The following is a 16138-nucleotide window of genomic DNA, read 5'->3' on the forward strand; positions in this document are numbered from 1 at the left end:
AAATTGAACATATTATTGACTTTTAGAGAACATTCAAGATACCCAAGAAAACCACTGAAACATAAATTACTAGTTAACCTGCTTATTTAATTCTTTGATTTGAAACATTTTACAAAAATCACCGATAAACTACACCCTTATTTATCAACTAATTAGCATAAAAAAATCCTGAACTCACGTTCAGGATTTTTAATTTATTAGAAAAACTATCGGTTACATGTTTCTGCGATACTGTCCGCCAACTTCAAACAACGCATCGGTAATTTGACCTAAAGAACATACTTTAGTGGCTTCCATTAATACTTCAAAAACATTACGATTTTGGATAGCCGCTTCCTGAACCTTAGCTAAAACAGTTTCAATTCTACCCTCATAGGTTTTATGAAGATTTTCTAAAGTTTTTATCTGGAACTGTTTTTCTTCCTCTGTAGCTCGAATCACCTCTTTTGGCTGAATGGTTGGAGATCCTTTACTACTTAAGAAGGTATTCACACCTATAATTGGGAATTCACCATTATGCTTCAATGTTTCGTAATACAAGCTTTCTTCTTGAATTTTACTCCTTTGATACATGGTTTCCATAGCACCTAAAACGCCTCCACGTTCTGTTATTCTATCGAACTCAGTTAAAACAGCTTCTTCTACTAAATCGGTTAATTCTTCAATAATAAATGAACCTTGAATCGGGTTTTCATTTCTCGCCAATCCTAATTCTTTATTAATAATTAACTGAATGGCCATAGCACGACGTACAGATTCTTCGGTTGGCGTTGTAATCGCTTCATCATACGCATTGGTGTGCAACGAGTTACAGTTATCGTAGATGGCATATAACGCCTGAAGCGTGGTACGAATATCGTTAAAGTCGATTTCCTGAGCATGTAAACTTCTTCCAGAAGTTTGAATGTGGTATTTCAACATTTGTGCTCTTGAGTTGGCACCATACTTTTGTTTTAAAGCTTTAGCCCAGATTCTACGAGCAACACGACCGATAACCGCATATTCCGGATCGATACCATTCGAGAAGAAAAATGATAAGTTTGGGCCGAACTTATTAATATCCATTCCTCTTGACAAATAGTATTCTACGTAGGTAAATCCGTTTGATAAGGTTAATGCCAACTGCGTAATTGGGTTTGCTCCTGCCTCTGCAATATGATAACCAGAAATAGACACCGAATAAAAATTACGAACGTTATTATCAATGAAATACTCCTGAACATCGCCCATTAATCTCAGAGCAAACTCCGTTGAAAATATGCAGGTATTCTGTGCCTGATCTTCTTTTAATATATCAGCTTGCACCGTTCCTCTAACCTGAGCAATGGTTTCCGTTTTAATTCTATTATAAACGTCTTCCGGCAATACCTGATCTCCAGTAACACCTAACAACATTAAGCCTAAACCATCGTTTCCTTCAGGTAACTCTCCATTATATATAGGACGCTCGACTCCTTTTTCTTTATAAATCGCTTCGATTTTATCTTCTACCACTTTTTCAAGACCTTGCTCCTTAATATATAACTCACATTGCTGATCGATAGCGGCATTCATAAAAAAGCCTAACAACATAGGTGCAGGACCATTAATCGTCATACTCACCGAAGTCATGGCATCGGCTAAATTAAATCCGGAATACAGTTTTTTAGCATCGTCTAAACAACAAATACTCACACCGGCATTACCAATTTTACCATAAATATCCGGGCGATAATCAGGGTCGTTACCATACAAAGTAACACTATCGAAAGCCGTTGACAAACGTTTTGCAGGCATACCTAAACTCACGTAATGGAAACGACGATTGGTACGCTCTGGACCTCCTTCTCCGGCAAACATACGCGTAGGATCTTCGCCTGTGCGCTTAAACGGATACAATCCTGAAGTATACGGAAATTCTCCTGGCACATTTTCCTGTAAAGTCCATCGAAGAATATCTCCCCAAGCCTGATATTTTGGCAGAGCTACCTTTGGTATTTGCGTATGCGATAAAGATTCGGTGTGGGTTTCTATTTTAATTTCCTTATCACGTACTTTAAATGAATAAATCGGGTTTTTATACTTTTCAACTTTCTCACTCCAACCTGTGATGACTTCCCAGTTGTATGGATCGAGATTCATTTTTACTCTATCAAATTCAGCAATTAATAGTTTTACAAAAGCTGAATTATTTTCAGTTATAGGTAAAGCTTCAAAATCAATTCCTGTTTTATCCAATTCCGGGACTGCTCCAACTACAGATTCAATGGTTTTATAAATACCGTATAACTTTTGAGCTACTTCAACCTGTTCAACAGCCGTTTTATCATAAGCCCGATTGGTTTCAGCAATCTCCGATAAATAACGCGTTCTACTTGGTGGAATGACAAAAATCTTCTCGCTCATTTCTTTTGAAATTTCAAAAGTAGACTGTAAATCGACTCCGGATTTTTCAGCAATCTTATCCATCACCGCTTTATAAAGCGAATTCATTCCCGGATCGTTAAACTGCGAAGCAATGGTTCCGAAAACCGGTAAATCGTCCTGATTCACTTCCCACAATTCGTGGTTACGCATGTACTGCTTTTTCACATCGCGTAAGGCATCTAAAGCACCGCGTTTATCGAATTTATTAATGGCTACCAAATCGGCGAAATCCAACATATCAATTTTCTCCAGTTGTGTAGCGGCTCCAAATTCAGGAGTCATCACATATAAAGATACATTGCTATGCTCTATAATTTCGGTATCAGATTGCCCGATTCCTGAAGTTTCTAAAATAATTAAATCGTAGTGAGCTGCCTTTAAAACTTCAATCGCTTCATTTACATGTTTCGATAATGCCAGATTCGATTGACGGGTTGCCAAACTACGCATATAAACTCTCGGATTATTAATGGCATTCATTCGAATACGATCGCCCAAAAGTGCGCCTCCCGTTTTACGTTTAGAAGGATCTACTGAAATGATTCCAATGGTTTTTTCCGGAAAATCGATTAAAAATCTGCGAACCAATTCATCAACCAACGACGACTTTCCTGCGCCTCCCGTTCCAGTAATTCCAAGAACTGGAATATTTGAAGTTTTATTTTTATCGTGAATTGTTTCTAAAGTTTCCTTTGCTACTTCCGGAAAGTTTTCAGCCGATGAAATAACACGAGCAATCGATTTTGAATTCTTTGTTTCCAAATCATTAACTTCTCCATTTAATGAATCGCCAACTGCAAAATCAGATTGTTCAACCAAATCGTTAATCATACCCTGTAATCCTAACTCCCTACCATCGTCAGGTGAATAAATACGAGTAATACCATAATCCATCAACTCTTTAATTTCTTCCGGAAGAATAACGCCTCCACCGCCACCAAATATCTTGATATGCGATGCTCCTTTTTCCTTTAACAAATCGTACATGTATTTAAAATACTCGTTGTGTCCTCCTTGATATGAGGTCATAGCGATGGCGTTGGCATCTTCCTGAATGGCGGTATTTACTACTTCTTCAACACTTCTATCGTGTCCAAGATGAATCACTTCTACACCGGTAGATTGTATGATACGGCGCATAATATTAATAGCTGCATCGTGACCATCGAATAACGAGGCAGCGGTAACAATTCTTACTTTATGTTTTGGCTTATAAGGAGCTGTATGCATCTTTTCAGTATAATTAAATAAAACTATTATATATGTGTCAAATTTACGAAATATTCAAAAAAACCAACTATTTACAAGTGATTATCTAAATTTCACAATCTCACTTTCTAGTTATCTGATTTTTAGGTTAATTTGAGATACTTATATATGATTATGAATAAAATTACCATCCTTATACATTGTAAAGACCGCCCCAACATTATTGCTTCAGTAACCAATTTTATTGCGAAAAATGAAGGAAATATTGTTTATATAGACCAGTTTGTTGATCGTGAGCAAAACGAGTTTTTTATGCGACTGGAAAGTGAATTTACTGATGAATCTTTTTGTACAGAAGCCTTTAAAGAATCTTTCAAAACAACTTTGGCTGATATCTTTAAAATGAAATGGCGTATTTACTCATCGGAAAGCAAACCGAAAATGGCATTGTTCATTTCTAAATATGATCACTGTCTTTATGACTTATTAGGCCGTTATAATTCAGGAGAACTTAATTTAGAAATTCCTTTTATCATCAGTAATCATAAAGATTTAAAACCCATTGCCGATAATTTTAAAATTCCGTTTTATCACATTCCTGTCACCAAAGACAATAAAGAAGACGCGGCTAAAAACCAATTAGAACTTCTTGAGGAACATGGTATTAATTTTATAGTCTTGGCGAGGTATATGCAAATAATACCAAAATCCATGATTGATAAATACCCCAATAAAATCATTAACATCCATCACTCGTTCTTACCAGCATTTATTGGGGCTAAACCTTACCATTCGGCCTTTAAGCGCGGTGTTAAAATTATTGGGGCTACGAGTCATTATGTTACGGAAGAATTAGATGGCGGACCAATTATAGAACAAGATGTAACGCGCGTAACTCATGCACATTCCATTCCCGATTTAATTGCTAAAGGACGTGATTTGGAGAAAATTGTTTTGGCAAATGCTGTAAAATTGCATGCCGATAGAAAAGTTATGGTTTACAATAATAAAACGGTTATATTTTCTTGATCGAATATAGCATAAGCTTAACCTTAAATTCTAAATGGTAAAGTCTATATTTGTTTAAGATTTAAAACACCCAAATATGATAAAAAAGATTTTTACAGTAGCATTGGTTTTCACTTTAAATGCCTGTGCCGACCTACAACAAGTTATTAATCAACTTCCACAAACCGGAACAACTATAGGAAACGACCAAATTGCATCTGGTTTAAGAGAAGCTTTAAATTTAGGAATAGAAAAACAAGTATCGAAACTAACCCAAACCGATGGTTTTTATAAAAATGATCTGGTTAAAATATTACTTCCTGAAGAATTACAACAAGTCGATAAAGGTCTTAGAAGTATTGGTTTAGGAAGTTTAGCTGATGAAGGTATTAAAGCTTTAAATCGCGCTGCTGAAGACGCAGTAAAAGAAGCGACGCCTATTTTTGTCGATGCTGTGAAACAAATCACTTTTACAGATGCCAAGAACATTCTTTTAGGTAATGACAATGCTGCTACACAATATTTAACAGGAAAAACCCAGACTCCTCTTTACGAAAAATTTCACCCCGTAATTAACAGCTCTTTTTCAAAAGTAGGTGCTGATAAAATCTGGACTAACCTAATTAACAAATACAATAGTATACCTTTTACTAATGATGTTAATCCGGATTTAACCGATTATGTTACTAGTGAAGCCTTAGAAGGTGTTTACACCATGATAGCTGTTGAAGAAAAAGAAATTCGTACCGACATTTCATCAAGAACAACCACTTTACTGAAACAGGTTTTTGCACTTCAAGATTAAAAAAACATTAGTGTTTTCTATATAAATCCGATGGTTAATAAAATAATTATCGGATTTTTTTTTTTATTAGATAAAAAATGTATATTTAAATAACTGAAATTCAGAGCACAATGGACAGATTAGACCGCATAAGAATCGATCAGGAGAAGCTTAAAAATAAATATAAGCTTTTAATGGAACAGGCGTATAATTTGCGTCAGACGGATTCTGCGCAAAGTGACATTTCTGAATATATGGCAATCAAACTTCTTAATAAGCTAAATCGTTTAAAATATCTTTCAAGAGAACAACAAAAAACGCTAGTTTAACGTTTTTATCATTTATTTAACGATTCCCTTACATCTAAACCACACAAAATCACGTACTTTATAAAAAAACAAGTTATGAGTATGAGTACACAATTTTGTAAAGTAGGAAGAATTAAGCCAAACTTAAATAAGTTAATCAGCTTAAAAGAGTTAGAACGTAAAATTGAAAATTTTGTAGATGATACTAGTAAGTTAGATTATTCTCAAGATTTAAACGGAGCGTTTTAAAATACTCGAATGCTTTTAGTAACCTAGAGCCATACCAGGAAAACATTTCTCCATCAGCTAAAACAATTTTGGCTTTTGGAAAATATTCTTGTACCTCTGTTTTATGGTTCTCATTAAACGGATGGGGCTCACTGGACAACAACACAACCTGGATTGCTTCATATCCTCCCGAAGCTTCCAAAAGCACATCAGGATAACGCTCCTGTCTATCAAAAGCATTAGTGAATTTATTAAGTTCTAGAAGGTGATTAATAAACGTATTATTAGCCGCCACCATCCAAGGGGATTTCCAGATAAAATACGCCACTTTTAACTCCCGTCTATTTTTTAAAAACATTTTAAAATCCGTAACCTCTGCTTCTATTTTAGCAGACATAGCTTCAGATTGCTTTTGCCTGTCAAACAAAACACCATATTGCTTAATCAGTTCAATACTGTCGGAAATTGTATAAATATCGGAAACATGGACAGGACAAATATTTTCACAGGCTTCAACAATTTCTTTAGTATTTTCCTCCTTATTACACAGAATAATATCGGGCTGAAGAGCTTTAATCTTATCTAAATGGATTTGCTTAGTACCTCCCACTACTGCAACTTTTGTGGTTATGTAATGTGGATGCACACAAAATTTAGTAACGCCAATCAGAGATTCCTCTAAACCTAAATCACATAGTAATTCGGTTTGACTGGGTACTAAAGAAATAATTCGCTTTGGAACGCTTTTAAATTCAATTGTTCTTTGTAATTGATCTAAAACTTCCAAAACGAATTATCGTATTATATTATTTGAAACTTAAGCTGAAAGAATCTCGGCCATTTCTTCTTGCAGTTCTTTTGCTTTTTCTGCCGCTACTTCGGCATAATCTTCTCCTTTAGAAGCATAAATAATACCTCTTGAAGAATTAATAAGAAGTCCAACAGTATCATTCATTCCGTATTTACATACGTCTTGTAAATTTCCACCCTGCGCACCTACTCCTGGTACTAGAAGAAAACTGTTAGGGATGATTTGACGAATATCAGCTAAATACTCAGCCTTAGTTGCTCCAACAACATACATTAAATTCTGAGCATTCTCCCAAGTCTTTGAAGTTTCTAAAACCTGTTTGTAAAGTTCTATACCGTCAACTAATTTCGTTTGAAAATCGAAAGCTCCAGCGTTAGACGTTAATCCTAACATAATGGTATGCTTATCCTGAAATGCTAAAAATGGCTCAACAGAATCTTTTCCCATGTAAGGTGCTACAGTAACTGAATCGAATGCTAAATCCTCGAAAAAGGCTTTAGCATACATGGTACTCGTGTTCCCTATATCGCCACGTTTTGCATCGGCAATCGTGAAGATTTCAGGATGATTTTCATTTAAATAATTAATCGTTTTTTCTAAGGCTTTCCAACCTTTTAAACCATAAGCTTCATAAAACGCTGTGTTTGGTTTGTAAGCTACACATAAATGATGCGTGGCATCGATAATGGCTTTATTAAAGGCAAAAATAGGATCTTCTTCTTTTAAAAGATGTTCTGGAATTTTGTTTAAATCGACATCCAATCCGATACAAAGAAAGGATTGCTTTTTCTTAATTTGTTCTACAAGTTGTGCTGTTGTCATATATAAAAAAGCCTCTTAAAGAGGCTATTCATTTTTAAATTACGTTATCGCTAGCTTTTAACTTTTCAGTGTTTTCGGCTAATTGTAACTCATCAATTATTTTCTGGATATCACCATTTACAATATTACTTAAATCGTAAAGCGTTAAACCAATTCTGTGGTCGGTTACACGGCCTTGCGGATAGTTGTACGTTCTAATTTTAGCACTTCTATCACCCGACGACACCATACTTCCACGTTTAGCTGCATCTTCCTCCTGCTTTTTAGCAAGCTCCATATCATATAAACGTGAACGTAATACTTTAAACGCTTTCTCTTTATTTTTATGTTGAGACTTTTGATCCTGACACTGTGCTACCAATCCTGTTGGAATATGCGTTAAACGTACCGCTGAGTACGTAGTGTTTACCGACTGACCACCAGGACCTGATGAACAGAAGAAATCGATACGTACATCTTTAGGATTAATTTCAACATCAAACTCTTCAGCTTCCGGGAAAACCATTACCGTTGCCGCACTGGTATGTACACGCCCCTGAGTTTCGGTTTGTGGTACACGTTGTACACGGTGTACTCCTGCTTCAAACTTTAAGGTTCCGTAAACATCTTCTCCAGACACTTCAAACTGAATTTCTTTAAATCCACCGTTTGTTCCTTCACTAAAGTCAACAGTATCGACTTTCCAACCCTTGCTTTCGCAATATTTGGTATACATTCTAAATAAATCTCCGGCAAAAATACTCGCCTCATCACCACCTGTTCCGGCACGTAATTCAACAACGGCATTCTTTGCATCTTCAGGATCTTTCGGAATTAGAAGAAACTTAATCTCATCTTCTAACTTCGGAATAGCCTCTTTAGCCTCTTCAAACTGCATTTTAGCCATTTCAACCATTTCGGCATCACTACCATCGGCTAGAATTTCTTCAGCTTCAGCTAAATTATTTGTCGCCTCAATTAATTCTTCTCGCTTTTCGATTAGAACTTTAAGGTCTTTATATTCTTTATTTAAAGCGATATAACGTTTTTGATCTGAAATCACGTCTGGCTGAATGATTAAATCACTAACCTCATCGAAACGTTGCTTTACTATTTGTAATTTGTCTAACATCTAATTAAATTGTGTGGCAAAAATACGATAATTTATGAATTGATAAATCGTGAGTTTAAAAATTGAAATAATAAATTTTAAATTCTCAAGAAATATCATACTACATAAAAAAAGGAAGCCTTTCGACTTCCTTTAAATATTTTATAAGAAATATATTATCCACATTTTGAAGACCCACAATCTGTGCAGGTTAAACAGCCTTCCTGATACACTAAATTCTTCGATTTACAATTATCGCAAACGTGTCCTTTAGCTTCTGTACCATCTTCCACATAGCGTTTTACAGCACGAACCACACCATTTTTCCAGGTATTAATTGACGCATTGTCTAACTGTAAACTGTTAACTAAATCAACCACTTTATCAATTGGCATTCCATGACGAAGTGTACTTGAAATCAGTTTTGCATAGTTCCAGAATTCCGGATTGAATTTATACGACAGTCCTTCAATAGTGGTTTTATAACCACGTTTGTTCTTATATTGAAAATCGTAACGCTTGGTTCCGTCTTCATTTTTACCTTTAATAATTAAACCTTCGTTTACCCAACGAGGAATTAAAATACCATCTTCGTCATCGGCTAAACCTGTGAAGATTTCATAAGGTTTCCCATCGATAAGACCAATGAATGCAATCCACTTTTCTTTATTATTCTGGAATCGAACAACATCAGCTTCTAAAACTTCCGGACGTTTTACTGGAAAAGCTGTTAACACTTCCGAAGTTTCTTCTGTATCTTTCTTTTCATCGTTCGAAATTAAAACTCCAGAACGAGATCCGTCACGATAAACAGTTACACCTTTACAGCCAACTTCCCATGCTTTAAGATACAACTCGCCTACTAACTCTTCCGACACATCGTTAGGTAAATTAATAGTCACACTAATCGAGTGGTCTACCCATTTTTGAATCGCTCCCTGCATGCTCACTTTACTTAACCAATCCACATCGTTAGACGTTGCTTTGTAGTAAGGTGATTTCTTAATTAATTCATCTAATTCTTCCTGTGTGAAGTTTTTATCAGCATCAATGCCGTTAACTTCCATCCATTGCTTAAAACGATGGTGGAATACCACATATTCTTCCCAAGAATCTCCTACTTCGTCAACAAAATCGACACGCACGTTTTTATCGTTTGGGTTTACTTTTCTTCTTCGTTTGTAAACCGGCATAAACACAGGTTCAATACCAGAGGACGTTTGCGTCATTAAACTTGTTGTTCCTGTCGGAGCAATAGTTAATAAAGCAATATTTCTACGTCCGTATTCCAACATATCATAATACAACTTCTCGTCTTCATTCTTGATACGTTGAATTAACGGATTATTTTTTTCTCTTTCTGAATCATAAATGGCGAAAGCACCACGCTCCTTAGCCGTGTAAACCGATGCGCGATACACTTCTAAACATAAGGTTTTATGCACTTCTAAAGAAAATGCATTTCCTGCTTCGCTTCCGTATTGAATACCTAAAGCCGCTAACATATCGCCTTCGGCCGTTATTCCAATACCTGTACGTCTTCCTTCTTCAGCTTTCTTTTTAATATTTAACCATAAGTTACGCTCTACAGCTTTTACCTCATCCAATTCCGGGTCATTATCAATTTTTTGTAGAACCACATCGATTTTTTCTAATTCCAGATCGATGATATCGTCCATCATACGCTGCGCAACTGCAGCATGCTCTTTGAATAAATCGAAATTGAATTTTGCATGCGATGTAAACGGATTTTCTACGTAAGACAATAAATTTATTGCCAATAAACGACAAGAATCGTATGGACATAACGGAATCTCACCACATGGATTTGTTGATACGGTTTTGTAACCCAAATCAGCATAACAATCTGGCACTGATTCATTAATTACCGTATCCCAGAATAAAATTCCTGGCTCTGCCGATTTCCATGCGTTGTGCACAATTTTCTTCCAAACATCGGTAGCGTGAATGGTTTTACTGTATTTTGGATTTTCACTAAAAATCGGGTATTTCTGCACATATTCACCATCGGCCTTAACCGCTTTCATAAACGCATCATCAATTCTTACCGATACGTTTGCCCCGGTCACCTTTCCCTGCTCAAGTTTCGCATCTATAAAATCTTCTGAATCCGGGTGATTAATAGACACCGAAAGCATTAAAGCTCCACGACGCCCATCTTGCGCCACCTCTCTTGTAGAATTCGAATAACGCTCCATAAAAGGCACGATACCTGTAGACGTTAACGCTGAATTTTTTACTGGAGAACCTTTTGGCCTAATGTGTGATAAATCGTGACCAACACCACCACGACGCTTCATTAACTGCACCTGCTCTTGGTCTATTTTCATAATACCTCCATAAGAATCAGACTCGCCAGAATTACCAATTACAAAACAATTAGACAACGAAGCTGTTTGATACGGATTACCAATACCCGCCATAGGACTTCCCTGCGGCACGATATATTTAAAATCTTTGATTAAATCGAAAATTTGTTCCTCTGAAATAGGATTCGCGTAGTTACTTTCGATTCTTGCAATTTCCTTAGCGATACGACGGTGCATATCGTCAGGTGTTTTCTCGTATAAATTACCTTCAGAATCTTTTAAGGCATATTTATTAATCCAAACACGGGCAGCTAAATCGTCCCCTTTAAAATAGGTTTTTGAAGCTTCAAAAGCTTCCTCTTGAGTGTAAGTTGTTGGTTTTTGGTGAGTTTGTGTTTCTACAGGCATAGGAATGGGAATTTTTACTTGTTCTACAGCACAAAGAACGTAAAAAATACCCAAACTAAAACATGATAAAAATCATAAAGTTTTCAATAAAAAAACACAAACTATTAGTTTTCAGTGCTTTGCAATTTTATCAACAATAAAAAGTTAACAAATTTTTGAAACTATACATTTCGCGTCCAGATTAAAAATCAACCGCAAAACCAATACCTAAAAACTGTTTCCATTGGATTTTTGCACCAGCTTCGGCGTATTCGCCTTCTACATCGGTTTCTTTTTGAGTTTTAATATCATCGTCGTAACGAATATGCGAACCTAGTGTTGCACGAATAAAGTTATTAACTTTAAAATCGAAATCTAAACTCCAGTCGACATCTACATTACCGAAGTTATTAATATAATCTGAATACAAACTTAATTGATGTTTAACATTGACATTCTGCGCCACTTTCATCTCGTGACTATTGGTTATAAGAATACCCACTTCACGACGCACACGCTCTCCTTTAACTAACAGATTCCCTTCGGTATCGTAAACCGCTGGTGTTACCCCAAACTTACCTGCATTCGCTAAAGTTTCGTCTAAAACAAAAGTAGCCTTTAAAGTTACAGGAGAGAAATAAAACGACGTTTTATCAATGTTCTTACCATACTCCATACCTCCCCCGAAAAACAGATAACCAGGCGCCATGAAACGTGAAATAGGATTATCGGTATCTGGATATTTGTAACCGTTAAATAACTGGGTTTTAAAATTAAGTCGTGCTGAATAAAACCAATTTGCATTATCATCCGGCTGAAAACCTATATTAGAATTAATTTCAAACAAATCGTCTGTTTTTCTTAATTCCGTAGCTTCCTGTTTATTCATCCCAACACGAAGCACTGCATTATTCTTCCAGTTAAAAAACTTGTCGGTATAATTAGCCGAAGTTTCAAACCCCAACAAACCACTTATAGAATTTGTACCCCCGGCATTCCAGTTCACAAAAGCCACCTCATTTAAATCTACAGTTGCCTTATTTTTTCTAATCCACTGTGGACCTTCGTACTTTTCTGCTTTAACTTTTAAAAATAAAGAATCTGGTTGCGCCGAAATAATTTGAAAAAAGAAACAAAAAATTATTAATACAATGTTTTTCATGTGCGATTACATAATGCTCATAAAAAGCAACATACCTTTTATATGGATGTTTATTTTACTAGCTGTGTTAGTTTACTTTAATAAAATACACTTGTTATCAATAACCGTTCCATTTCAACAGTATTGAATAAAAAGTTTAGTAGTTAAACTCACCATACTCGCTTTTTATTGTAAGCTTTTTGGTTTCTGAAGCCTCTACTCGACCTATTATTTGTGCATTTACATTAAATGATTTCGAAATACTGATGATATCTTCAGCGATTTCAGGAGATACATATAACTCCATTCTGTGACCACAGTTAAACACCTGATACATTTCTTTCCAGTCGGTTTTACTTTGCTCTTGTATTAACTTAAATAATGGCGGAATCGGGAACATATTATCTTTTACAATATGAAATTGATTCACAAAATGAAGAATTTTAGTTTGCGCTCCACCTGAACAGTGTACCATTCCGTGAACTTTATCACTATTAAATTGCGATAATATTTTTTTGATAATAGGCGCATAAGTACGGGTAGGTGACAACACTAGCTGTCCGGCATCGATTGGAGAATCTTCAACAGCATCGGTTAATTTCACATTACCGGAATACACTAACTCTTCAGGTACCGAAGCATCGAAGCTTTCAGGGTATTTTTTAGCTAAATAGTTATTGAATACATCATGTCTTGCAGATGTTAAACCGTTACTTCCCATACCTCCGTTGTATGATTTCTCGTAAGTAGCCTGACCAAAACTTTCCAAACCAACGATTACATCACCTGCCTGAATATTTGCATTATCAATAACATCGCTACGTTTCATACGAGCCGTAACCGTAGAATCAACAATAATAGTACGCACTAAATCACCAACATCGGCAGTTTCACCACCTGTTGAATGGATAGTCACACCAAAAGATTTTAATTCTTCAATTAATTCTTCTGTTCCGTTAATGATTGCTGAAATCACTTCTCCTGGAATCAGGTTTTTATTTCTACCAATGGTTGATGACAACATGATATTATCCGTTGCTCCAACACATAATAAATCATCAATATTCATAATTAAGGCATCCTGAGCAATACCTTTCCAAACCGAAATGTCTCCGGTTTCTTTCCAATACATATAAGCCAAAGAAGATTTTGTTCCTGCTCCATCGGCATGCATGATTAAGCAGTAATCCTCGTCGTTTGTTAAATAGTCTGGAACGATTTTACAAAAAGCCTTAGGAAACAGCCCTTTATCAATGTTTTTAATTGCATTATGTACATCTTCTTTCGATGCCGAAACTCCGCGTTGCGCGTAGCGTTTAGAAACTTCTTGACTCATAGTATAATATTGAGCTGCAAATTTAATTCTTTGAAATAAAAAATCCCGTATTAAAACGGGATTTTTTATTTCAATTAGCTTTAACCTATCGGGTAAATAACAACTCTCTATATTTGGTTAATGGCCAGATTTCATCATCTACCAATAATTCCAGTTTATCACAATGGTAACGAATTTCATCGAATAACGGTTTCACCTCATTACAATAAGCCATGGCCTTCTTTTGGATATCTTCAACGGTATTGGCCTTTTTACGCTCATTAATCATTTTCGTTACGTTTGAGTTGATACCCTCTATATGACTTGAAATCTCTTCGATTAAATTTATTTGCTCTTTAGAAACCGTAGCAAATTTTTTATCGAAAATCTCCTTTAAACCTTTTACATTCTCTATTAAAACATTCTGATATTTAACAGCAGTTGGGACAATATGATTACGAGCGATATCCCCTAACACACGACCTTCAATTTGAATGTGCATGATATACGCTTCCATTTCTATCTCATAGCGCGCCTTGGTTTCAATAGCACTCATCACATTCATCTCTTCAAAAAGCTTTATGGTCTTATCGGAAACCTTAGCCTTAAGTGCTTCCGGCGTAGTTTTATTATTGCTTAACCCACGTTTTTTTGCCTCTTCTTCCCATGCTTTCCCATAACCATTACCTTCAAACAATATAGCTTTAGTCGATTTAATATACTCGCGAAGCACATTAAAAATCGCCTCATCTTTCTTTAAGTCCTTTTTATCAATAAGCTTATCAACTTCCTCTTTGAAATCCTGAAGTTGTTTTGCTACTATGGTATTTAAAATGGTCATCGGGTTTCCACAGTTTGCTAAAGACCCAACGGCTCTAAACTCAAATTTGTTTCCTGTAAAAGCAAATGGCGATGTTCTGTTTCTATCAGTATTATCCAAAAGTACATCCGGAATTTTACCAACAACATTCAGCTTAAGTTCTGTTTTTTCCTCTGGTGACAATTTTCCTTTGGTTACACCTTCTAACTCTTCTAGAACTTTAGTTAACTGCTGACCAATAAACACTGAAATAATTGCCGGAGGTGCTTCGTTTGCACCCAACCTATGGTCGTTACTAGCCGAGGCTATCGATGCTCTTAACAATTCTTCATGCTCATGTACCGCTTTAATAGTATTAATGAAGAAGGTTAAAAACTGAAGATTGCTCATTGGTGTTTTCCCAGGCGCTAATAAATTCACACCTGTATCCGTCGACAACGACCAGTTGTTGTGTTTCCCCGAACCATTAATACCTGCAAATGGTTTTTCGTGAAACAACACTTTTAAATTATGCTTTGAAGCAATACGCCCCATAACATCCATTAATAAAGAATTGTGATCTACCGCCAGGTTGGCTTCTTCAAAAATTGGAGCCACCTCAAACTGATTCGGCGCTACCTCATTATGTCTTGTTTTTACCGGAATTCCTAAAAGCATACACTCGGTTTCCAACTCGCGCATAAAGTTAAATGCTCTGGTTGGAATCGATCCGAAATAGTGATCATCTAACTGCTGCCCCTTAGCCGAAGAATGCCCTAATAATGTTCTCCCTGTTAAGGTAATATCTGGTCGGCTGGTTGCAAGAGCTTTGTCAATTAAAAAATACTCCTGCTCCCATCCTAAAGACGAGGTCACCTTTTTAACGTTTTTATCAAAATATTTACAAACCTCGGTTGCTGCCGCATCTACAGCCTGTAACGCTCTTAACAGAGGTGTTTTATAATCTAAAGCTTCACCAGTATAGGCCACAAAAATGGTTGGAATACACAAAGTTGAACCATAAATAAAAGCTGGTGATGTAGGATCCCAGGCCGTGTAGCCTCTGGCTTCAAAGGTATTTCGAATGCCTCCATGAGGGAAACTTGAAGCATCTGGCTCTTGTTGAACCAATTGATCACCTCCGAATTTCTCGATTGCAATACCATCTCCTATAGTTTCAAAAAAGGCATCGTGTTTTTCAGCTGTTGTTCCTGTTAATGGCTGAAACCAGTGCGTATAATGTGTAACGCCTTTTGACAATGCCCAGTCTTTCATTGATGACGACACCTGATCTGCTATACTCCTGTCAATCTTCTTTCCGTATTTAACGGCATTCATCACCCCTTTAAATGCATCTTTTGTAAGATATTGACGCATGGTGTTTTCATTAAAAACATTCTGACCAAATAATACGGAACGACGTTCCTTTTCTTCGACCACAATCGGTTTATTAGACAGCGATTCTTTTATTGCATGAAATCGTAATGTTGGCATTATCTG

General features: G+C 36.1%; 12 protein-coding genes. 4 read left to right on the forward strand and 8 right to left on the reverse strand.

All coding sequences use genetic code 11. The features are described 5' to 3' along the window. Positions 1-213: 213 nt before the first annotated feature. Positions 214-3636 (reverse strand): methylmalonyl-CoA mutase family protein, encoded by a 3423-nt coding sequence (locus R1X58_RS00640; RefSeq protein ID WP_240571184.1) that lies wholly within the window; start codon positions 3634-3636, stop codon positions 214-216. 153 nt (positions 3637-3789) lie between these two features. Here R1X58_RS00640 and purU point away from each other — a divergent pair, with 153 nt between their 5' ends. From purU to R1X58_RS00660, 4 genes are all read left to right on the forward strand, one after another. Next, positions 3790-4644 (forward strand): formyltetrahydrofolate deformylase, encoded by an 855-nt coding sequence (gene purU / locus R1X58_RS00645; RefSeq protein ID WP_240571186.1) that lies wholly within the window; start codon positions 3790-3792, stop codon positions 4642-4644. Between the two features lie 76 nt (positions 4645-4720). Then, positions 4721-5428, forward strand: coding sequence for a DUF4197 domain-containing protein (locus R1X58_RS00650; RefSeq protein ID WP_240571189.1), 708 nt, complete (start codon positions 4721-4723; stop codon positions 5426-5428). 110 nt (positions 5429-5538) lie between these two features. After that, positions 5539-5736 (forward strand): Lacal_2735 family protein, encoded by a 198-nt coding sequence (locus R1X58_RS00655; RefSeq protein WP_240571192.1) that lies wholly within the window; start codon positions 5539-5541, stop codon positions 5734-5736. 81 nt (positions 5737-5817) lie between these two features. Beyond that, a complete protein-coding gene (locus tag R1X58_RS00660; protein WP_240571194.1) occupies positions 5818-5964 on the forward strand; it encodes a hypothetical protein in 147 nt (48 codons plus the stop codon). Here R1X58_RS00660 and R1X58_RS00665 read toward each other — a convergent pair. From R1X58_RS00665 to R1X58_RS00695, 7 genes are all read right to left on the reverse strand, one after another. Then, a complete protein-coding gene (locus R1X58_RS00665; protein ID WP_240571196.1) occupies positions 5921-6730 on the reverse strand; it encodes an ABC transporter substrate-binding protein in 810 nt (269 codons plus the stop codon). The two genes, R1X58_RS00660 and R1X58_RS00665, sit on opposite strands and share 44 nt — an antisense overlap. A gap of 30 nt (positions 6731-6760) precedes the next feature. Further along, a complete protein-coding gene (gene pyrF, locus R1X58_RS00670) occupies positions 6761-7576 on the reverse strand; it encodes an orotidine-5'-phosphate decarboxylase (protein WP_240571198.1) in 816 nt (271 codons plus the stop codon). A 34-nt stretch (positions 7577-7610) separates the two neighbouring features. Further along, complete coding sequence (gene prfA, locus R1X58_RS00675; protein WP_240571199.1) at positions 7611-8687, reverse strand: peptide chain release factor 1; 1077 nt, start codon at positions 8685-8687, stop codon at positions 7611-7613. Between the two features lie 155 nt (positions 8688-8842). Further along, a complete protein-coding gene (locus tag R1X58_RS00680) occupies positions 8843-11404 on the reverse strand; it encodes an adenosylcobalamin-dependent ribonucleoside-diphosphate reductase (protein WP_240572657.1) in 2562 nt (853 codons plus the stop codon). A 181-nt stretch (positions 11405-11585) separates the two neighbouring features. Next, positions 11586-12545 (reverse strand): DUF3078 domain-containing protein, encoded by a 960-nt coding sequence (locus tag R1X58_RS00685; protein ID WP_240571200.1) that lies wholly within the window; start codon positions 12543-12545, stop codon positions 11586-11588. Positions 12546-12681: 136 nt separating this feature from the next. Continuing rightward, positions 12682-13860 carry an AIR synthase related protein gene (locus R1X58_RS00690; protein ID WP_240571201.1) on the reverse strand — a complete coding sequence of 393 codons (1179 nt, stop codon included), beginning with the start codon at positions 13858-13860 and terminating at the stop codon, positions 12682-12684. 85 nt (positions 13861-13945) lie between these two features. Then, a complete protein-coding gene (locus R1X58_RS00695; RefSeq protein WP_240571202.1) occupies positions 13946-16132 on the reverse strand; it encodes a glutamine synthetase III family protein in 2187 nt (728 codons plus the stop codon). Positions 16133-16138: the final 6 nt, after the last annotated feature.

The organism is Aestuariibaculum lutulentum (assembly GCF_032926325.1).
In the GTDB taxonomy this organism is placed as follows: domain Bacteria; phylum Bacteroidota; class Bacteroidia; order Flavobacteriales; family Flavobacteriaceae; genus Aestuariibaculum; species Aestuariibaculum lutulentum.